We start from the raw sequence: 20,081 nt of genomic DNA, 5'->3' as shown, positions 1-20,081 counted from the left end.
TGTTTCCTCCTGACAAATATCCTGCGTAATCTGTCATAAGAATTTATGCTCTGTAAATATCTCTTAAGTAACAAATATCCAGGATGGCTGATTTCTGGATCCTCTTCACAATCACAGAAACCGGTTACAGTAACCGGTTGCAGAGCGTGATGCGTAGATTAATACTGAGTATGTAACGTCCCCTGTATCCAATAATAAGAGCCAATTATGAAACCATTTCGTCTGAGCAGTACCGCTGGTACGCAAGCCAGCAAGGTTGTGAAGCTGATTTATGGAACAACGTGCGGCGCGAGCGCGCCTGTAATAAACGTCTGACAGGAGATCAACCATGTCTGCCAACCATGCTGCGTTTAATCTGATATTCCGTTTCGTTGAAAATTACGTGAGCCCGATTGCCGGGCGGATCTCGTCCCAGCGTCATGTCATGGCTATCCGTGATGGGTTCATCTCTGCGATGCCGTTCATGATTGTGGGTTCATTTTTATTAGTGTTTGCTTACCCGCCGTTTTCGCCTGATACCACCTGGGGTTTCGCGCGCGCCTGGCTGGATATGGCGAAGCAGTTTGAAGGCCAGATACTGACGCCGTTTGATATGACGATGGGCATTATGTCCATTTATATCTGCGCGGCCATCGCCTATAACCTTGGCAAACATTATGTCAAAACGCACCAGCTGGATCCGTTCATGTGCGCCATGCTGTCGCTGATGGCGTTTCTGCTGGTTGCCGCCCCGAAAACCAAAGGCACGCTTCCCGTCGACAGCCTGGGTGGAACGGGTATTTTTACCGCCATTCTGGTGGCGATTTACTGCGTTGAAATGATGCGTTTCCTGAAGGCGCATAACATCGGTATTCGCCTGCCGGACCAGGTGCCGCCGATGATCAAAAACTCCTTTGACCTGCTGATCCCGGTGCTGGTGGTGGTGTTAACGCTTTATCCGCTGAGCCTGGTGATTCAGTCTCAGTTTGACATGCTGATCCCGCAGGCAATTATGTCCATCTTCAAGCCCCTTGTTTCCGCGGCGGATTCACTGCCCGCGATCCTGCTGGCGGTGTTGATTGGTCATTTGCTGTGGTTCGCCGGGATCCACGGGGCGGCTATTGTCTCCGGGATGCTGCAGATGTTCTGGCTGACTAACCTCGGAGCGAACCAGACCGCGCTGGCTGCCGGCCATCCTCTGCCACATATTTTTATGGAAGCCTTCTGGACGTTCTTCATCGTGATTGGCGGGTCGGGCGCGACGATGGGTCTGGTGATTTGCTATCTGCGCAGCCGTTCAGCGCATTTACGCTCTATTGGCCGATTGAGCGTGGTGCCCAGCTTCTTCAACATCAATGAACCCGTTATCTTCGGTACGCCGATTGTAATGAACCCGGTGTTCTTTATTCCGTTCCTGCTAGCCCCGATGGTTAACGCCGTGCTGGCCTGGGCGGCGATGACGTTTGATCTGATTGGTCGTGTTATTTCAGTTGTTCCCTGGACGGCACCGGCACCGATAGGCGCAGCATGGGCCCTGGGCTGGGATTTCCGCGCGGCTATCCTGGTTGTGGTTCTGGCCTGCGTGTCGGCAATCATCTACTACCCGTTCTTCAAGGTGTACGAGAAGCAGCTGCTGGAGCAGGAAGCGGAAGAAGCACAGCGTAATGGGGAAGAGGACAATCAGCAGGTGGCTTAAAGACGTTGTGCCGGGTGGTGGCTGCGCCTTACCCGGCCTACGAGTCGAGGTTTTTGTAGGCCCGGTAAGCGAAGCGTCACCGGGCAATTCACTGCACTACTTTAGCGTGCAATCCCCGCACTGCTTAACGTCCGGCAGGCGATAGCGCTGGCAGCAGGTACGGCGTACCAGAAGTCCGTCACGGAGCACAACGGTACGGAATAACGGATTATCGCGACCATCGGAAAGCTGTTTGGCAAAGAAGCAGGACTGGCGCAGGGCCTCCACTTTCTCATCGCCAAGCAGCGGCTTCATTTCTGTTAAATACCAGTGAATTAAATACCCGGTATTACTCCAGATAAGCTTCCCGTTGATCTCGCCCGTTGCTTCAAGTGCCTCAACCACTGGGATCAGGGCCTGGATGACAAGCTGTTCCAGACGTTCCTGAGCAGAGAACTGCTCTGCGCCGCGATCTTCGTGCAGATCAATCCAGAAGCAGGCTGCTCGGCCGGTTTCGTGGAACTCGACATGAAAATGATCCGGGGAGAGCGCCAGCATGCTCTTTTGGGTTAATACCGCCAGCATGAGCGGGGGAACCATCAGCCCGATATACCACTGTGCCCACAGGGAAAGCAGAGGTTTATTTTCCCGCGTTAGGGTCGGCTGATTGCGATAGATATGGTCGGAATAGGTTGCAAGCAGCGACTGCAGCGTAGAGGGCTGCTGCCACTCAGCGAGCGTCATGGCGTGATGCGGGGGCGCTTCATCAAGCCTGATAAAGTCCAGCAGGTGGGCGCGCGTCTTAGCAATCTTGTCCCGTATGGCATCCGCAAGCGACGCATTCCCGCTGGTGAGGGGCGCTCGCCAGAGGAGTGGTTCAACGATGTGTGCGGTATGCGTAGCCATAGTTGAGATAGAAATCTAAATGATAATGATTGCCAATCCTAACTATTGCTCATACCAATGGCAAGACTTTTGTCCTGATTAACCGAAGACGCGCTTAAGCGGTTTGTAGCTCTTCACTCAGCAGAATGTTATTGCGACCTAAATGCTTTGCTTCATAGAGGGCTCTGTCCGCTCTCTCCAGAGCGCTTTCCACGTCCTCGTTTTCGAAAATGGCAATACCGATGCTGATGGTGACATTGGTGGCGACGCTTTCGTTGAACAGATGGGGGATTTTCAAATCATAGACTTTCTGACGGATCCGCTCTGCCGTATGGCGGGCGTGTTCAAGTGAAATATTCGTCAGCAGCACCATGAACTCTTCCCCACCGAAACGCGCCACAATATCGCGCGAACGGACGGCATCACGAATTGCCGCAGAGACGCGTTTCAGCGCCTGGTCACCCATCATATGGCCATAATGGTCGTTATAGGCTTTGAAGTGATCGATATCCATCAAAAGAACAAAATGTTCGCCGTTTTCAACCGCCGGCAGGTTCTCCAGACGGCTCTGCAGGCCGCGACGATTATAGAGCCCGGTTAGCGGGTCCATCATACTGAGATCGGTCAGAGTTTCCCGTTCTTCCAGCAGGCGAGAGAGCAGCTCTTGGGCGAAGCGATCGTTGCGCCGTTGCAAAATGTTATGAATAGCAATAGCCACCACAGGAAGTGCGAAAGAATAGGACATTCTTAGCCATATATCCTGGTCACTTAACCACAGGCAGACAATAAAGGCGGGGAGCGAGTGCAGCGTAAATGCTTTGATATTACTGGCGAAGGCCAGTGTTCCGATAAAAAGCACCGTGAGTAAAGCTATTATCAAATACATCGCCTGGTCATGGGTAATTAGCGAAAATTTCGAATCTATTTGCCAGGCCCACAAAATACCAAAGATTGCTGAAACGGCAGGAATATTTATCTTCCGCGCGCGCTTTTTCCAGTGCCAGATGAACAGGCCAGTACTGATCGCGAAAATAGCAATCAGAGGGGCAGAAAACACGCGTACAGAATAGAGCGGGTTTGTTACCGAGAACACGGCTGACGTTGCGTTCAGAAATAAAAATAAACGTAACGATAATTGATATTTTCTTTGAACCAAAGACCGCCAGGATTGTGATGTCATAGTCGTGCGTTTTTATTAAAACTTAATTAAAACAGATGAATAGGTGTGGTTTCGCACTTAATTATGCAAAAAACTCAAAGCGTAATTATAAGAAAAAGTTTATGTGTAGTTAACAGGTGAGCAATTTATCACCTTAGGAAATTTCTGTCATTCTACATAAGGAGAAAGGGCGATTTTTTTTGCTTCCTGCGCTGACAAATGATAATTTTTATCATATGATATTGTTTATCATTATCGTTATGAAAGGGCGATGTATGTTGAACAGGGCGCTGGGAAGTGCATGGGGAGTATTGCTGCCGGGCGTAATCCTTGGCGGTTTGATGTTTGCCGATCTCTCCATCGAAAGCTGGAAGGCCATCATTGTGTCAGGGCTGCTGATGACGTCAGGCATGATCTGGCATAAGCACCTTCGGCATTATGTGTTACTGCCATCATGCGTCGCATTAGTCAGCGCAATTCTGGTGATAATGATGAGTTTGAAATAACAGGGAAAATAAGAGGTATTACAGAAGGGAGATAAGATAATTGGTGCGAGGGGGGGGACTCGAACCCCCACATCCGTAAGGACACTAACACCTGAAGCTAGCGCGTCTACCAATTCCGCCACCTTCGCATACCATCGATACTGTAAAAGTATCGTAACCACGGAGGCGCATTCTAGATGTTTTCAGCTTTACGTCAACAGAAAAGTGCGCGCCTTTTATTGATTGCTGCAAAAATGGACGGAATTGCGACGCCTGCTTGCCGGATGGCGCTGGCGCTTATCCGGCCTGCATTGTATGGCGAATTATTTCTTTGCCTGACGCGTCATCACGGTGCGGTAGACCTTAAAGCGGCCCGTCTGGGCGATCACTTCGTGGAAGCCGAAGGTTTCGTCCAGCACTTTCGGGTACGCCAGGAAGGCGTTCGCCACGATGCGCAGCTCGCCGCCGCTGTTGAGGTGACGAGTCGCGCCACGGATCAGGGTTTGCGCAGCTTCGAGGCTGGTTTCCATCCCGTCGTGGAACGGCGGGTTAGAGATGATCATGTCAAAGCGGCCGGTGACGTCAGAGAAGACGTTGCTGGCAATCACGTCGCCTTCAATGCCGTTGGCCGCAAGCGTTGCACGGCTGGCTTCTACCGCCGGGGCGCTCACGTCACACAGGGTTAAACGCACTTTTGGTGAATGGCTGGCAAGCACCGTTGAAAGCACGCCCGCGCCGCAGCCCACGTCCAGCACTTTGCCTTTGGTGTGCGGCGTCAGGGTGGAGAGCAGCAGCTTGCTGCCCGTATCCAGCGCGTCACGGCTGAAGACACCCGGCAGGGTTTTGATGGTCAGACCGTCAAGCTGGTACTCGTCCCAGTATGCCTGCGCATCAAACGTTGTCTGTTTTTCCAGACGGCCATGATACAGACCGCAGCGACGTGCGCTGTCAACTTTGGTCAGCGGCGCGTAGGCTTCCAGCATCTGCTCGGCGCTACGGACACCGCTGCGGTTTTCACCGACCACGAAAATATCGCAGCCAACCGGCAGCAGGGAGAGCAGGTTCATCAGCTGGAACTGGGCTTCCGGCTTGTTCTTCGGCCAGTAGTAGATCAGCGTATCGCAGTCGGCAATATTGCTCTGCTCCGCCACCAGGCTGAAGCGTGCGCGCTCGCCCATCTGGCGGCTCAGCACCTGCCAGTGGTGGTAGTATTGGGTGTGGGCACGGCTTTCAGCACAGTCGAAACGCGCGGGCAGGTCATCCTGCATATCTCCGGCAAACAGAATACGGCTTTCTTCGAAATCATCACTGTGACGCAGCAAGACTTCACTTGCCGGGGTAAATGCAGACATGAATTGTTCCTCAATAAACTCAGGCGGGGATTATAGTAGGTAGATGGCGCACTTTCGACACATTTGCTATATTTGCGCGCCTGAGAGACAGGAGTTATCCCTATGACATCCCGACGAGACTGGCAGTTGCAGCAGCTGGGCATCACCCAGTGGGCTTTGCGTCGCCCGACGGCGTTGCAGGGCGAAATCGCCATCTCCATCCCCGCGCACGTTCGGCTGGTGATGGTGGCGGAAGAACTGCCTGCCCTGAATGAGCCCCTGATCGGTGATGTCCTTCGCAGCTTGAAGCTGACGCCCGACCAGGTCTTACAGCTGACGCCGGAACGGGTTGCCATGCTTCCTCCTGATAGCCGCTGTAACAGCTGGCGCATCGGAGAGACAAACGACATCTCTCTTCAGGGGAGCCAAATCAGCTCACCAGCGCTGGACGAGCTGAAAGCCAATCCAAAGGCGCGCAGCGCGCTATGGCAACAAATCTGCGAATATGAACACGATTTCTTCCCTCACGACGCCTGACCTGACCGCAGCGTTCGCGATTGAAACACGCGCCCACGCCTTTCCGTGGAGCGAAAAAACGTTTGCCAGCAATCAGGGCGAGCGCTATCTGAACTACCGTCTGGACGTTGACGGCACCCTGGCCGCGTTTGCCATCACGCAGGTGGTTCTTGACGAGGCGACGCTGTTTAACATCGCCGTCGACCCGGCGTTTCAGCGCCGTGGGCTGGGCAGAGAACTGCTTGAGCATCTCATTCGTGAGCTCGAAACCCGCGACGTTTTCACCCTGTGGCTGGAGGTGCGCGCGTCGAATGTCGCCGCCATCGCGCTCTATGAAAGCTTAGGCTTTAACGAGGCGACAGTCCGACGTAACTACTACCCCACCGCAGAGGGACGTGAAGACGCCATTATCATGGCTCTGCCAATTGGATAACGAATATAAGGTTGTAACGATGAAATGGGACTGGATTTTCTTTGATGCTGACGAAACGCTGTTTACGTTTGACTCGTTCGGCGGCCTACAGCGGATGTTTCTCGACTATAGCGTGACCTTCACCGCCGAAGATTTTCAGGACTATCAGGCGGTGAACAAGCCGCTGTGGGTGGATTACCAGAACGGTGCCATCACTGCGTTACAACTTCAGCACCAGCGATTTGACGTCTGGGCGGAGCGCTTAAAGGTCAGTCCGGGGACGCTGAACGAGGCTTTCCTTAACGCCATGGCCGATATCTGTGCGCCCCTGCCGGGCGCGGTTTCCCTGCTGAATGCGTTGAAAGGCAAGGTGAAACTGGGGATCATCACCAACGGTTTTACCGCCCTGCAGCAGATCCGCCTTGAGCGCACCGGCCTGCGCGATCATTTCGATGCGCTGGTGATCTCCGAAGAGGTTGGGGTGCCGAAACCGGATCCGCGAATTTTCGATTATGCGCTGGCGCAGGCCGGTAATCCCGACCGCGATCGCGTGCTGATGGTGGGTGATACCGCAGAGTCTGATATTCTTGGCGGTATGAAGTCAGGTTTGTCGACCGTCTGGCTGAATGCGCATGGCCGCGTGAAGCCTGAAGGCATCGAGCCAACCTGGACCGTCACGTCATTGACCGAACTGGAGCAACTCCTGTGTAAACAATGATTGCCTGCCCCCCGTTGATGGGTAAAATAGCCGCAATTTTGTATTCCATGATGCGTGGCGTGCTGCCGCGCTTATAAAAGAAGATTTAATTATGACGTTGTCTCCTTATCTGCAAGAGGTGGCCAAGCGCCGTACTTTTGCCATTATCTCGCACCCGGATGCCGGTAAAACGACCATCACCGAGAAGGTGTTGCTGTTCGGACAGGCGATCCAGACTGCGGGTACCGTTAAAGGCCGTGGCTCCAGCCAGCATGCAAAATCTGACTGGATGGAAATGGAAAAGCAGCGTGGTATTTCGATTACCACCTCTGTGATGCAGTTCCCGTATCACGACTGCCTGGTGAACCTGCTGGACACCCCGGGGCACGAAGACTTCTCCGAAGATACTTACCGTACCCTGACGGCGGTGGACTGCTGTCTGATGGTGATCGACGCCGCGAAGGGTGTAGAAGATCGTACCCGCAAGCTGATGGAAGTTACCCGTCTGCGCGATACGCCGATCCTCACCTTTATGAACAAACTCGACCGTGACATCCGTGACCCGATGGAGCTGATGGATGAAGTGGAAAACGAGCTGAAGATCGCCTGTGCGCCAATCACCTGGCCAATTGGCTGCGGTAAGCTGTTCAAAGGGGTTTATCACCTCTATAAAGACGAAACTTACCTGTATCAGACCGGTAAAGGCCACACCATTCAGGAAGTGCGCATTGTGAAAGGTCTGGACAACCCGGATCTCGATGCCGCCGTTGGCGAAGAGCTGGCCGCGCAGCTGCGCGACGAGCTGGAGCTGGTGAAGGGTGCGTCTCACGAGTTCGACAAAGAGCTGTTCCTGAGCGGCGAAATTACCCCGGTCTTCTTCGGTACCGCGCTGGGTAACTTCGGCGTTGACCACATGCTGGACGGTCTGGTGGAGTGGGCACCTCAGCCGATGCCGCGTAAAACCGACACCCGCGAAGTGGAAGCGAAAGAAGAGAAGTTCACCGGCTTCGTCTTTAAAATTCAGGCCAACATGGACCCGAAACACCGCGACCGCGTGGCCTTCATGCGCGTGGTGTCCGGTAAGTATGAGAAGGGCATGAAGCTGCGCCAGGTGCGCATCGGTAAAGATGTCGTGATTTCCGACGCGCTGACCTTTATGGCGGGCGACCGTTCGCACGTTGAAGAGGCGTATCCGGGCGACATCATCGGTCTGCACAACCACGGTACGATCCAGATCGGCGATACCTTCACCCAGGGCGAGATGATGAAGTTCACGGGTATTCCGAACTTCGCACCGGAGCTGTTCCGTCGCATTCGTCTGCGCGATCCGCTGAAGCAGAAACAGCTGCTGAAAGGCCTTGTTCAGCTCTCTGAAGAGGGCGCCGTGCAGGTGTTCCGTCCAATCGCCAACAACGATCTGATTGTTGGCGCGGTCGGCGTGCTGCAGTTCGACGTGGTGGTTGCGCGCCTGAAGAGCGAGTACAACGTGGAAGCGATTTACGAATCGGTCAACGTGGCGACCGCGCGCTGGGTTGAGTGTTCTGACGTGAAGAAATTCGAAGAATTTAAGCGTAAGAACGAAATTCAGCTGGCGCTCGATGGCGGCGACAACCTGACCTATATCGCGCCAACGATGGTCAACCTGAACCTGACGCAGGAACGTTATCCAGACGTTCAGTTCCGCAAAACGCGCGAACACTAATCCCCTCCCGGAGCACGGCAATCGCCGTGCTCTTCTTTTATTCCTGTCTTATTAGTCCCTTGCGGAATGTTCTTAATTCACCGCAAATTCACGCTATTCGCGCGTTTTTTACGCAATTCTGAAAGCGGCATTGTGAGAGTGATCTATATTTAACTCAGTGTTTAGCACCGGGCATGGATGAATTAACTGTTCAATGCATGTCGATTGGTTCTCCATTTCACCCGTGTGTTTATTCGCGATATATAAAACTACTAAGGAAGTATTTAGCCCGAATAACGGGTAAAACACAGGAATACATCGATGAATATGACAAGACTGAAGATTTCTAAAACTCTGCTGGCTGTAACACTGGGTAGCGTTCTGGTTAGCGGTTCCGCCCTGGCGGAAAGCAGCACCATGGATAAAGCACAGTCCACGGCCGATACCGCAGGGCAAAAAATCGATAGCTCTATGAATAAAGTCGGTAATTTCATGGACGACAGCTCTATCACAGCAAAAGTGAAAGCCGCACTGGTGGATGATGAAGCCATCAAGAGCACCGATATTTCCGTTAAGACCGACAAAAAGGTCGTTACCCTGAGTGGCTTTGTTGAAAGCCAGGCCCAGGCCGAACAGGCTGTGAAGGTGGCGAAGGGTGTCGAAGGTGTTGCATCCGTGAGCGATAAACTGCACATTCGCGACGGTAAAAACGCCTCGGTGAAAGGTTATGCCGGTGATGCCGCTACTACCAGCGAAATCAAAGCTAAACTGTTAGCAGATGACATCGTGCCGTCTCGTAAGGTGAAAGTGGAAACCACCGATGGCGTGGTTCAGCTTTCCGGTACGGTTGATTCACAGGCGCAAAGTGAACGCGCCGAGTCAATTGCGAAAGCCATTGATGGTGTTAAAAGCGTTAAAAACGATTTGAAAACGAAGTAATTCTGGACCATTCGCCCGTAAGGTTTAACCCTGCGGGCGAAATAAGAACGACTCTGGAAAAACGCCGGTGAGTGACCTGAGCGCTCACGTTTAGCGGCCGACATTAACTATGGTAAAGGAGAAGCTTATGTTTCGTTGGGGCATTATATTTCTGGTTATCGCGTTAATTGCCGCCGCATTGGGCTTTGGTGGTCTGGCAGGTACAGCGGCATGGGCAGCTAAAATTGTCTTCGTCGTCGGTATTATTCTGTTCCTGGTCAGCCTGTTTACGGGTCGTAGACGTCCGTAGCAAACGCAATATTCCTTCAACAAAATAAAGCCAGTCACTGCGACTGGCTTTTTCTTATTTGCGTTACAGGTCGGGTGCGTTACTGTGGAGTGATAAAATAATCAAAACAGGAAAGCAGAGGTGGGGCAACGAATTCCCGTTACGCTCGGCAATATTGCGCCGCTGACGTTAAAACCGTTTAGGGCGGGTCAACTCGCACTGGTCTGCGAGGGGGGAGGACAGCGCGGCATTTTCACCGCCGGCGTGCTGGATGAATTTATGCGCGCGCAGTTCAACCCGTTTGACCTCTACTTCGGCACGTCCGCTGGGGCGCAGAATCTCTCTGCGTATGTCTGTAACCAGCCCGGCTACGCGCGAAAAGTGATCATGCGCTTCACCACGGCGAAAGAATTTTTTAACCCGGTGCGCTTCGTGCGCGGCGGCAACCTGATCGATCTCGACTGGCTGCTGGAGTCGACCTCCAGTCAGATGCCGCTGGCCATGGATACCGCCGCGCGCCTGTTTGATAGCGGCAAAGAATTCTGGATGTGCGCCAGCCGGGGGGATGACTATTCGCCGGGCTATTTCTCACCGCAGAAGGAGAACTGGCTCGACATCATCCGCGCCTCCAGCGCCATTCCCGGTTTTTATCGTACCGGCGCGCTGCTGGATGGCATCAGCTATCTGGACGGCGGCATCAGCGACGCGGTACCGGTGCAGGAAGCCGCGCGACGCGGGGCGAAAACCATCGTGGTGATCCGTACCGTTCCGTCGCAAATGTATTACACCCCTCAGTGGTTTAAGCGGATGGAGCGCTGGCTGGGCGACAGCAGCCTGCAGCCGCTGGTGAACATCGCGAAGCAGCATGAAACCACCTACGGCGCGATGCAGCGCTTTATTGAAAAACCCCCGGGCAAGCTGCGCATCTTTGAAATTTATCCGCCTAAGCCGCTGCTGAGCATGGCGTTGGGCAGCCGGTTGCCTGCGTTGCGTATGGATTACAAAACGGGGCGGCTGTGTGGGCGTTACTTCCTGGCGACCGTCGGAAAAATGCTGGCCGCGCAACCGCCTCTGCATCGCCATAAACGCATTATTACGCCACCTGCAATTGTCGCCAATGACGCCCTGACCATGCCGCTGGTGGACATTCCGCAGGCGAATGACGCTTTATTAGATAACGAGGATCTGGCGTGACGCACCGCTTTGTTGATACCCATTGCCACTTTGATTTCCCGCCGTTTACGGGGAATGAAGCGCAAAGCATTGCGAAAGCTGCCGAAGCCGGCGTGCAGGCCATCATTGTGCCGTCGGTTGAAGCCGCCTATTTTACCCGCGTGCTGGAGCTTTCCGCGCGATACTCCGCGCTTTATGCCGCGCTCGGCCTGCATCCGATTGTGATTGAGCGCCATCGTGATGAGCATCTTGAAGAGCTGGATCGGGTGCTGCAACGTGCAGGAGAGAAACTTGTCGCCATTGGCGAGATCGGCCTCGATCTCTATCGCGAAGATCCGCAGTTTGAACGCCAGCAGACGATCCTCGACGCGCAGCTTCGGCTGGCAAAACGTCACGATCTGCCGGTGATCCTCCACTCCCGACGCACTCATGACAAACTGGCGATGCACCTGAAGCGCATCGACCTGCCGCGACGAGGCGTAGTGCATGGTTTTTCCGGCAGCCTGCAGCAGGCGCAGCGTTTTATTGAACTGGGCTATAAAATTGGCGTCGGTGGCACCATTACCTATCCGCGCGCCAGTAAAACCCGTGACGTAATGGCGCAGCTGCCTCTCTCTGCGCTGTTACTGGAAACGGATGCCCCCGATATGCCGCTGAATGGTTTTCAGGGGCAGCCGAATCGCCCGGAACAGGCGGCGCGGGTATTTGACGTGCTGTGCGAATTGCGTCAGGAACCTGAAGAGGTCATTGCCAGCGCGCTGCTCGAAAATACCCGTTCGGTTTTTGGCATCACGCTATAGATAAAGCGCCGGACGAATCACCGTTATCTTCTGTTTTTCCAGCGCCCGCGCCAGCGGTTCAATATCCTCCTGCGTGGCGCTACGCCATGACGCCGCCTCGCCGTAAACTCCGTGTGCATGAAACGCGTTAATACGCACCGGAACATTCCCCAGCCCGTGGATGAACGCGATCAACGGTTTGATATGTTCCAGATAATCACACTGTTCCGGGATGACCAGCAAGCGGAGCTCCGTCAAACGGTGACGGTCTGCCAGCCAGCGAATGCTCTCCTTAATCTGCGGGTTTTCGCGTCCGGTCAGGAAGCGGTGATGTTCATTCCCCCACGCTTTGAGATCCAGCATTGCGCCATCCAGCACCGGCAGCAGTTTTTGCCAGCCGGTTTCGCTTAGCAGACCGTTGCTGTCTACCAGGCAGGTTAAATGATGTAGCTCAGGATCGGTTTTGATCGCGGTAAACAGGGCGATCAAAAACGGCAGTTGGGTTGTGGCTTCGCCGCCGCTCACGGTGATCCCTTCGATAAAGGGCGCGGATTTACGGACCTGAACGAGGATCTCGTCGACGCTCAGGCGGTGCGCCATGGGCGTGGCCTGCTGCTGGCACAGGCGCAGGCAAGTGTCGCACTGCTGGCAATGACTCTCCTGCCACCAGACGCGTCCGGCCTGAATGGTCAGCGCGTCGTGCGGGCAGTGGGGCACGCAGTCCCCGCAGTCATTGCAGCGCCCGATGGTCCACGGGTTGTGGCAGGTTTTGCAGCGCAGGTTACAGCCCTGCAGGAACAGCGCCAGGCGGCTGCCCGGCCCGTCCACGCAGGAGAAGGGGATGACCTGACTAACTAAAGCGCATCTGCTGTTCATGGCTTATAACGCGCGGCTGACGTTCCAGAATACGGGTATTGCGTGCGGCCTCTTCCCCCAGCCACGTGGTGTTCGTTCTTGAACCCGCTTCCCGGTATTTCTCCAGATCCGACAAGTGAACCATATAGCCGGTCACGCGTACCAGATCGTTACCGGCCACATTCGCGGTGAACTCACGCATACCGGCCCTGAACGCCCCCAGGCAAAGCTGAACCACCGCCTGCGGATTGCGTTTTACCGTCTCATCCAGCGTTAAAATATCGCTGATGCCGGAATGATAGTGTTTATGGTGCGGCGCTACGGCCAGCAGATGACTGACAGGATCCGGCTCGTCACCGTACGGCAGACGCGCCCCCGGCGTGGTGCCCGAATCGGAGCTGATGCCTGACTGGGCGTGCAGCATCGCGCGATGCTTCCAGCCGTGCTTCACCGGCGTATTTTCAACAAACGCCGCAAGCTGTTCGCTGATGCGATAACCCACCGCGTTGGCCTGCTCGTCTTTCCCGTAACGCCCCGCCATGCCTGCTTTCTCACACAGTACGTTCACCGCTTCGGCAAGACCGTACATGCCAAACATCGGCACAAACCGATCGGCATCAATCAGCCCCTCTTTCACCAGGAAGCTATTCTCAAAGAAGCCGGATTGCCCGTACAGAAAATCGCAGCGCGCATCGATGATGGCGATTTGCTGCTGGCAGTAGTGCGGAAGCGTGCGGGTGAAGAAGTCGTCAATGGATGTGCTGTGTTCGGCGATTGTCTTGAGGTTAAGGCGCACCAGGGTGCTGCCACCGCCCGCCAGCGGCAGAGAGTTGTAACAGCTCACCACGCCAAAACGGCCTTTTGTGAAAATTTTATCATTCACCGGGCCGTTTGAAATATGCGGTTTGCTGCATTCACAAATGTTTTTTGCCACCTCAAGCAGTAAATCGTCTGGGGTGATCTCAGGATCGTAGATAAAGGTCAGATTGGGCGCAACCTGCTTCAGTTCAGCATCTGCACGCAGAATGGCACGGGTGACAGGGCCGTCGGCGGGCCCGATGTTGGCGTGCATAAACGCATCGGGCAGCGTTCTGTCGAGATAGCGCCAGAAACGTTTTATTCGGCTATCGATTTCTTCTTGTGTTAGAATTCTAACATACGGATTCAGTAGCGCATCAAGCTGCCCCAGATAGACCGGCATTGATGTGACGGAAGGAACATGGTGATAGAGAATAGTTAACAGAGAGAGGGCGTCATCAAGATCTTTCGCGCCCTCCAGCTCCAGCCATTCCGAACCGTTAGCCAGGAATTTTTCATAATCCGGCAGCACGTAGCGCGGTTTGTAGGGGGCATGACCTTCGTACATGTCGCAGATAAACCCCTCGTCCAGCGCGGCGCGGGCGGCCGGAGATAGCGTCGGGTAGGGCAGATAATTTTCCGCTTCCAGCGCCAGAAAATGACGTTTTTGCTCCGGGGTTAACACCGGGCTTGTCACAATGTGCTGGCAACGTTGTTGCAGGGCGTCGGGCATGTTCACTTCCTTGAATGTTCTGCGGATGATGAACGGATTGTAGGAAGCCAGCCTGCCGGCGCTTTTGATCCAACAAGGGGTATCGCTGCTTTAGTCAGCAATTTGCACGCTAAAGTTTGAAGAAGATCTCATTACAGTAATGCAAATTTGTACGCAGTTTTCATTAACTGTGATGAATGTCGAAGTGTGGATGCGGGTGAATGTTAGAATACTCACAGACCCGCAAGGTAAAATTTATACGGCACTGCCGTTGGAGAATGTTATGACCGATTTAACTGCAAGCAGCCTGCGCGCGTTGAAGCTGATGGACCTGACCACCCTGAACGATGACGACACCAATGAAAAAGTCATCGCCCTGTGCCATCAGGCAAAAACGCCAGTGGGTAACACCGCCGCCGTCTGTATCTACCCGCGCTTTATCCCGATTGCCCGCAAAACGCTGAAAGAGCAGGGCACGCCGGACGTGCGCATTGCAACCGTGACTAACTTCCCGCACGGCAATGACGACATTGAGATTGCGCTGGCGGAAACCCGCGCGGCAATTGCCTACGGCGCAGACGAAGTTGACGTGGTGTTCCCGTACCGCGCGCTGATTGCCGGCAACGAGCAGGTCGGTTTTGACCTGGTGAAAGCCTGTAAAGACGCGTGTGCGGCGGCAAACGTGCTGCTCAAAGTGATCATCGAAACCGGCGAGCTGAAAGAAGAGGCGCTGATTCGTAAGGCGTCAGAAATCTCCATCAAAGCTGGCGCAGATTTCATTAAAACGTCTACCGGTAAAGTGCCGGTCAATGCGACCCCGGAAAGCGCGCGCATCATGATGGAAGTTATCCGCGATATGGGCGTGTCCAAAACCGTTGGCTTCAAGCCTGCGGGCGGCGTACGTACCGCGGAAGACGCGCAGCAGTTCCTGGCGATTGCCGACGAACTGTTTGGCGCTGAGTGGGCTGACTCCCGCCACTACCGCTTCGGCGCGTCCAGCCTGCTGGCCAGCCTGCTGAAGGCGCTGGGTCACGGCGACGGTAAGAGCGCAAGCAGCTACTGATTGCCAGACAATGCCGGATGGCGCTTCGCTTATCCGGCCTACAGGATCGCAGGGCGGGTAAGCGTACCCGCCGCCATTCACCCGATTCCGCATGGGGGTTACCGTGTTTCTCGCACAAGAAATTATTCGTAAAAAACGTGATGGTCTTGCTTTAAGCGACGAAGAAATTCGCTTCTTCATCAACGGCATTCGTGACAACACCGTCTCAGAAGGGCAGATTGCGGCTCTGGCGATGACCATTTTCTTCCACGATATGTCGATGCCTGAGCGCGTGTCGCTGACCATGGCGATGCGAGATTCAGGAACCGTTCTGGACTGGAAAAGCCTCAACCTTAACGGCCCGATTGTGGACAAACACTCCACCGGCGGCGTGGGCGATGTGACTTCGCTGATGCTCGGCCCTATGGTGGCAGCCTGCGGCGGTTACGTTCCCATGATCTCCGGGCGCGGCCTGGGCCACACCGGCGGTACGCTCGACAAACTGGAAGCCATTCCGGGCTTCGATATCTTCCCGGATGACAATCGCTTCCGCGATATTATTAAAGACGTTGGCGTGGCGATTATCGGCCAGACCAGCTCTCTTGCTCCGGCAGACAAGCGTTTTTACGCGACGCGTGATATTACCGCCACCGTAGACTCCATCCCGCTGATCACCGCCTCTATCCTCGCCAAAAAACTGGCGGAAGGGCTGGACGCGCTGGTGATGGACGTGAAGGTGGGCAGCGGCGCGTTTATGCCGACCTATGAACTCTCTGCTCAGCTTGCCGAAGCGATCGTTGGCGTCTCCAACGGCGCGGGCGTGCGCACCACCGCGCTGCTGACCGACATGAACCAGGTGCTGGCCTCCAGCGCCGGTAACGCGGTTGAAGTCCGCGAAGCCGTGCAGTTCCTCACAGGTGAATACCGTAACCCGCGCCTGTTCGATGTCACCATGGCGCTGTGCGTTGAGATGCTCATCTCCGGCAAGCTGGCCAAAGACGACGCGGAAGCCCGCGCGAAGCTTCAGGCGGTGCTGGACAACGGCAAAGCGGCGGAGATCTTTGGCCGCATGGTGGCGGCGCAGAAAGGCCCGACCGATTTCGTCGAAAACTACGCGAAATATCTGCCAACCGCGATGCTCAGCAAAGCTGTTTATGCGGATGGCGAAGGTTTTGTCTCCGCCATGGACACCCGCGCGCTTGGCATGGCTGTTGTATCTATGGGCGGCGGTCGTCGTCAGGCATCGGACACCATTGATTACAGCGTCGGCTTTACCAACATGGCCCGTCTGGGCGACAGCGTTGACGGCCAACGTCCGCTGGCAGTGATCCACGCGAAAGACGAAGCCAGCTGGCAGGACGCGGCGAAAGCGGTGAAAGCGGCAATATCTCTTGACGATAAAGCACCGGAAACCACACCGACGGTCTATCGTCGTATCACTGAATAGCGGTATACTGATCTGATCGCATTTTTATGAAGCACTAAGTACGGAGAACAATTATGAAACGTGCATTTATTATGGTGCTGGACTCATTCGGCATCGGCGCAACCGAAGATGCAGAACGTTTTGGTGACGTGGGTTCCGATACCATGGGTCACATCGCGGAAGCCTGTGCAAAAGGCGAAGCGGACAACGGTCGTAAAGGCCCTCTGACTCTACCTAACCTGACCCGCCTCGGGCTGGTAAAAGCGCATGAAGGCTCTACCGGTAAAATCGCAGCCGGTATGGACGGCAACGCGGAAGTGGTGGGCGCCTACGCCTGGGCGCACGAGCTCTCTTCCGGGAAAGATACCCCGTCAGGGCACTGGGAAATCGCCGGCGTGCCGGTGCTGTTCGACTGGGGCTACTTCTCCGATCACGAGAACAGCTTCCCGCAGGAGCTGCTTGATAAGCTGGTGAAGCGTGCCAACCTGCCGGGCTACCTCGGTAACTGCCACTCTTCCGGCACCGTGATTCTGGATCAGCTCGGCGAAGAGCACATGAAAACCGGCAAGCCGATTTTCTACACCTCTGCTGACTCCGTGTTCCAGATTGCCTGCCACGAAGAGACGTTTGGCCTGGATAAACTCTACGAGCTGTGCGAAATCGCCCGTGAAGAGCTGACCGAAGGCGGCTACAACATTGGCCGCGTTATCGCACGTCCGTTTATCGGCGACAAAGCGGGTAACTTCCAGCGTACCGGTAACCGTCACGACCTGGCCGTTGAGCCACCGGCGCCAACCGTGCTGCAGAAGCTGGTTGACGAGAAGGGCGGTCACGTGGTGTCCGTGGGCAAAATAGCGGATATCTACGCCAACTGCGGTATCACCAAAAAAGTGAAAGCGACCGGTCTGGATGCGCTGTTCGATGCCACTATCAAAGAGATGAAAGAAGCGGGCGATAAGACCATTGTCTTCACCAACTTCGTGGACTTCGACTCCTCCTGGGGCCACCGTCGCGATGTAGCCGGTTATGCTGCGGGCCTGGAGCTGTTTGACCGCCGTCTGCCGGAGCTGATGGAGCTGGTGGGGGAAGATGACATTCTGATCCTGACCGCAGACCACGGCTGTGACCCAACCTGGACCGGTACCGACCACACCCGTGAGCACATTCCGGTACTGGTGTACGGCCCGAAAGTGAAGCCGGGCTCGCTGGGTCACCGTGAAACCTTCGCGGACATCGGCCAGACCCTGGCGAAATACTTTGGTACGTCTGACATGGAATATGGCAAGGCCATGTTCTAAACGGATTGGGTGCGGCCTGATGCCCTCACCCCGGCCCTCTCCCACAGGGAGAGGGAGAACAGAATGTAGGCCGGGTAAGGCGTAGCCGCCACCCGGCAAAAACAACAATGTACAAGGAACTGAAGATGGCAACTCCTCACATTAATGCAGAAATGGGTGATTTCGCTGACGTCGTATTGATGCCGGGCGACCCGCTGCGCGCGAAGCACATTGCAGAAACCTTCCTCGAAGACGTGCGTGAAGTGAACAACGTTCGCGGCATGCTGGGCTTCACCGGTACCTATAAAGGCCGCAAAATCTCTGTTATGGGCCACGGCATGGGTATCCCATCCTGCTCCATCTACACCAAAGAGCTGATCACCGATTTCGGCGTGAAGAAAATCATCCGCGTAGGCTCCTGCGGTGCGGTGCGTATGGACGTTAAGCTGCGTGACGTGGTGATCGGCATGGGCGCGTGTACCGACTCTAAAGTTAACCGCATCCGCTTTAAGGATCATGACTTTGCGGCAATCGCTGACTTTGACATGGTGCGTAACGCGGTTGACGCGGCAAAAGCGCTGGGCGTTGACGCACGCGTGGGCAACCTGTTCTCTGCCGATCTGTTCTACTCGCCAGAAGGCGACATGTTCGACGTGATGGAAAAATACGGCATCCTGGGCGTGGAAATGGAAGCGGCGGGTATCTACGGCGTGGCGGCTGAGTTTGGTGCGAAAGCGCTGACCATCTGCACCGTGTCTGACCACATCCGTACCCACGAGCAGACCACCGCTGCCGAGCGTCAGACCACCTTCAATGACATGATCAAAATCGCGCTGGAATCCGTTCTGCTGGGCGATAAAGAGTAAGAGCTGTTGTGCCGGGTGGCGGCGTCGCCTGACCCGGCCTACGGTTTTCCAGCCCGCTAAGCGCAGCGCCAGCGGGCTTTTTTACTAGCGTACTGCCTGCGCAATCCATGCCGATAAGTCCCGCAACTCTTGTTCCTGCTCCGGGAAATCCCCCATTAACGCGTCGCACTCCTGCTGCAGCATATCCGCCCGATACAAACAGCCCTGCAAGCGGGCCGCCAGCGCTTCCAGCGGTGCCGGGTTGAGGCTGTCCGTAAACACCTGCGTACGGGTAATGTGGCCTTTCTCCACGTCAAAGTGCAGCTCCACGCCGCCCCAGGTAAAACGTTCGTCCAGCAGGTGTGAAAACGCCGGGGCCTGGCCGAAGTTCCATTCCCAGCTGCTCTGGCGTGCAAAGGTTTCGGCGAAGTTGGGCAGATCCGGGGTCTTATCCGGCGAAATCACTTCCGCATCCACGCGCTCGCCGTAATGTTCAAAGAACGCTTCACGGATCGCGTCGCAAATCTGCTCGTGCGTAATCCCCGGCAGCAGCTCCACCAGATTCGCCACGCGTCCTCGCACGGAGGTAATGCCCTTAGCCTGGAGCTTTTTCTTATCAGGATTAAGGTAGTTCGCCAGACGGCTCAGGTCGGCGTTCAGCAGCAGGGTGCCGTGGTGGAACCCGCGATCCATCGTTTCGCGGTAGGCGGAGCCGGAGATCTTGCGGTCGCCCTCTGGCGTTTTGACCACGAGATCGTTCCGCCCCGAGGCTTCAGCCGTCACGCCGAGCGCATTGAGCGCGTTGAGCACAATAGACGTAGAGATAGTTTTGTCGTATTCCGGTTTTCCCGCCATAAAGGTAAAGCAGGTATTGCCCAGATCGTGAAACACCGCGCCGCCGCCGCTGCTCCTGCGTGCGAGACGGACGTTGTCCTCTTCCATACGCCGGGTGTTGCACTCTTTCCACGGGTTTTGCGCGCGGCCGATGACCACCGTATCGGCGTTACGCCAGAGAAACAGGACGCGCTGGGTGGCGGGCATCTGGCGGAAGATGCACTCTTCAACCGCGAGATTAAACCAGGGATCGTGAGAGTCAGAGATAAGCAGGCGTAACGTCGTCATGGCAGAGTTCCTTTTCCATATCTTT

At 55.2% G+C, this 20,081-nt stretch carries 20 protein-coding genes and 1 tRNA gene; 14 read left to right on the top strand and 7 right to left on the bottom strand.

Going from position 1 to position 20,081, the window contains the following annotated elements; genetic code table 11:
• Positions 1–328 precede the first annotated feature (328 nt).
• Entirely contained in the window at positions 329–1,675 is a 1,347-nt protein-coding gene (locus tag A6013_RS11945; protein WP_028015425.1) for a PTS sugar transporter subunit IIC, read from the top strand.
• Positions 1,676–1,771: 96 nt separating this feature from the next.
• On the opposite strand, the gene fhuF is transcribed toward A6013_RS11945, so the two are convergent.
• On the bottom strand, positions 1,772–2,560 hold the full coding sequence (gene fhuF, locus A6013_RS11940) for a siderophore-iron reductase FhuF (protein ID WP_028015426.1): 789 nt from the start codon (positions 2,558–2,560) through the stop codon (positions 1,772–1,774).
• Positions 2,561–2,654: 94 nt separating this feature from the next.
• Complete coding sequence (locus tag A6013_RS11935; protein ID WP_048999318.1) at positions 2,655–3,719, bottom strand: GGDEF domain-containing protein; 1,065 nt, start codon at positions 3,717–3,719, stop codon at positions 2,655–2,657.
• A gap of 215 nt (positions 3,720–3,934) precedes the next feature.
• Here A6013_RS11935 and A6013_RS11930 point away from each other — a divergent pair, with 215 nt between their 5' ends.
• The gene (locus A6013_RS11930) at positions 3,935–4,204 is read left to right on the top strand and encodes a DUF1435 domain-containing protein (protein WP_032644970.1); all 270 of its coding nucleotides are present in this window, start codon (positions 3,935–3,937) and stop codon (positions 4,202–4,204) included.
• A 41-nt stretch (positions 4,205–4,245) separates the two neighbouring features.
• Here A6013_RS11930 and A6013_RS11925 read toward each other — a convergent pair.
• Positions 4,246–4,332: transfer RNA gene (locus tag A6013_RS11925), tRNA-Leu, on the bottom strand.
• Positions 4,333–4,506: 174 nt separating this feature from the next.
• Entirely contained in the window at positions 4,507–5,535 is a 1,029-nt protein-coding gene (gene rsmC / locus A6013_RS11920) for a 16S rRNA (guanine(1207)-N(2))-methyltransferase RsmC (RefSeq protein ID WP_069733119.1), read from the bottom strand.
• 102 nt (positions 5,536–5,637) lie between these two features.
• Between rsmC and A6013_RS11915 the strand changes: the two genes are divergently transcribed.
• The 8 genes from A6013_RS11915 to A6013_RS11880 all read left to right on the top strand — a co-directional run bounded on the left by A6013_RS11915 (position 5,638) and on the right by A6013_RS11880 (position 12,000).
• On the top strand, positions 5,638–6,051 hold the full coding sequence (locus A6013_RS11915) for a DNA polymerase III subunit psi (RefSeq protein ID WP_041911296.1): 414 nt from the start codon (positions 5,638–5,640) through the stop codon (positions 6,049–6,051).
• The gene (gene rimI, locus A6013_RS11910; RefSeq protein ID WP_028015431.1) at positions 6,020–6,463 is read left to right on the top strand and encodes a ribosomal protein S18-alanine N-acetyltransferase; all 444 of its coding nucleotides are present in this window, start codon (positions 6,020–6,022) and stop codon (positions 6,461–6,463) included. The genes A6013_RS11915 and rimI overlap by 32 nt, the downstream gene beginning before the upstream one ends.
• Positions 6,464–6,482: 19 nt before the next feature.
• The gene (yjjG, locus tag A6013_RS11905; protein WP_041911295.1) at positions 6,483–7,160 is read left to right on the top strand and encodes a pyrimidine 5'-nucleotidase; all 678 of its coding nucleotides are present in this window, start codon (positions 6,483–6,485) and stop codon (positions 7,158–7,160) included.
• A 91-nt stretch (positions 7,161–7,251) separates the two neighbouring features.
• Positions 7,252–8,841, top strand: coding sequence for a peptide chain release factor 3 (gene prfC, locus A6013_RS11900; protein ID WP_028015433.1), 1,590 nt, complete (start codon positions 7,252–7,254; stop codon positions 8,839–8,841).
• A gap of 300 nt (positions 8,842–9,141) precedes the next feature.
• Positions 9,142–9,759, top strand: a complete 618-nt coding sequence (gene osmY, locus A6013_RS11895; RefSeq protein WP_069733118.1) for a molecular chaperone OsmY — start codon at positions 9,142–9,144, stop codon at positions 9,757–9,759.
• A 127-nt stretch (positions 9,760–9,886) separates the two neighbouring features.
• On the top strand, positions 9,887–10,048 hold the full coding sequence (locus tag A6013_RS11890) for a DUF1328 domain-containing protein (protein ID WP_003856556.1): 162 nt from the start codon (positions 9,887–9,889) through the stop codon (positions 10,046–10,048).
• 120 nt (positions 10,049–10,168) lie between these two features.
• Complete coding sequence (locus A6013_RS11885; RefSeq protein WP_069733117.1) at positions 10,169–11,221, top strand: patatin family protein; 1,053 nt, start codon at positions 10,169–10,171, stop codon at positions 11,219–11,221.
• Entirely contained in the window at positions 11,218–12,000 is a 783-nt protein-coding gene (locus A6013_RS11880; protein ID WP_049137689.1) for a TatD family hydrolase, read from the top strand. The genes A6013_RS11885 and A6013_RS11880 overlap by 4 nt, the downstream gene beginning before the upstream one ends.
• On the opposite strand, the gene A6013_RS11875 is transcribed toward A6013_RS11880, so the two are convergent.
• Both A6013_RS11875 and A6013_RS11870 read right to left on the bottom strand, forming a co-directional pair.
• On the bottom strand, positions 11,995–12,855 hold the full coding sequence (locus A6013_RS11875; RefSeq protein WP_045631117.1) for a YjjW family glycine radical enzyme activase: 861 nt from the start codon (positions 12,853–12,855) through the stop codon (positions 11,995–11,997). The genes A6013_RS11880 and A6013_RS11875 overlap by 6 nt on opposite strands.
• Entirely contained in the window at positions 12,830–14,365 is a 1,536-nt protein-coding gene (locus A6013_RS11870) for a YjjI family glycine radical enzyme (protein WP_069733116.1), read from the bottom strand. Before A6013_RS11870 ends, A6013_RS11875 begins: the two co-directional genes overlap by 26 nt.
• Positions 14,366–14,627: 262 nt before the next feature.
• Here A6013_RS11870 and deoC point away from each other — a divergent pair, with 262 nt between their 5' ends.
• The 4 genes from deoC to deoD all read left to right on the top strand — a co-directional run bounded on the left by deoC (position 14,628) and on the right by deoD (position 18,955).
• Positions 14,628–15,407, top strand: coding sequence for a deoxyribose-phosphate aldolase (gene deoC, locus A6013_RS11865; RefSeq protein WP_032644972.1), 780 nt, complete (start codon positions 14,628–14,630; stop codon positions 15,405–15,407).
• A 103-nt stretch (positions 15,408–15,510) separates the two neighbouring features.
• Positions 15,511–16,833, top strand: coding sequence for a thymidine phosphorylase (gene deoA, locus A6013_RS11860; protein ID WP_069733212.1), 1,323 nt, complete (start codon positions 15,511–15,513; stop codon positions 16,831–16,833).
• Between the two features lie 53 nt (positions 16,834–16,886).
• Positions 16,887–18,110, top strand: a complete 1,224-nt coding sequence (deoB, locus tag A6013_RS11855; protein ID WP_025912138.1) for a phosphopentomutase — start codon at positions 16,887–16,889, stop codon at positions 18,108–18,110.
• A gap of 125 nt (positions 18,111–18,235) precedes the next feature.
• Entirely contained in the window at positions 18,236–18,955 is a 720-nt protein-coding gene (gene deoD / locus A6013_RS11850; RefSeq protein ID WP_003856538.1) for a purine-nucleoside phosphorylase, read from the top strand.
• Between the two features lie 84 nt (positions 18,956–19,039).
• On the opposite strand, the gene lplA is transcribed toward deoD, so the two are convergent.
• Entirely contained in the window at positions 19,040–20,056 is a 1,017-nt protein-coding gene (lplA, locus tag A6013_RS11845; RefSeq protein ID WP_028015442.1) for a lipoate--protein ligase LplA, read from the bottom strand.
• Between the last annotated feature and the right edge of the window lie 25 nt (positions 20,057–20,081).

It is taken from the genome of Enterobacter sp. IF2SW-B1, from assembly GCF_001743375.1.
GTDB lineage: Bacteria > Pseudomonadota > Gammaproteobacteria > Enterobacterales > Enterobacteriaceae > Enterobacter > Enterobacter bugandensis.
Note: the sequence above shows the minus strand (reverse complement) of the source record. Positions and strands in the feature narration are given on the sequence as shown.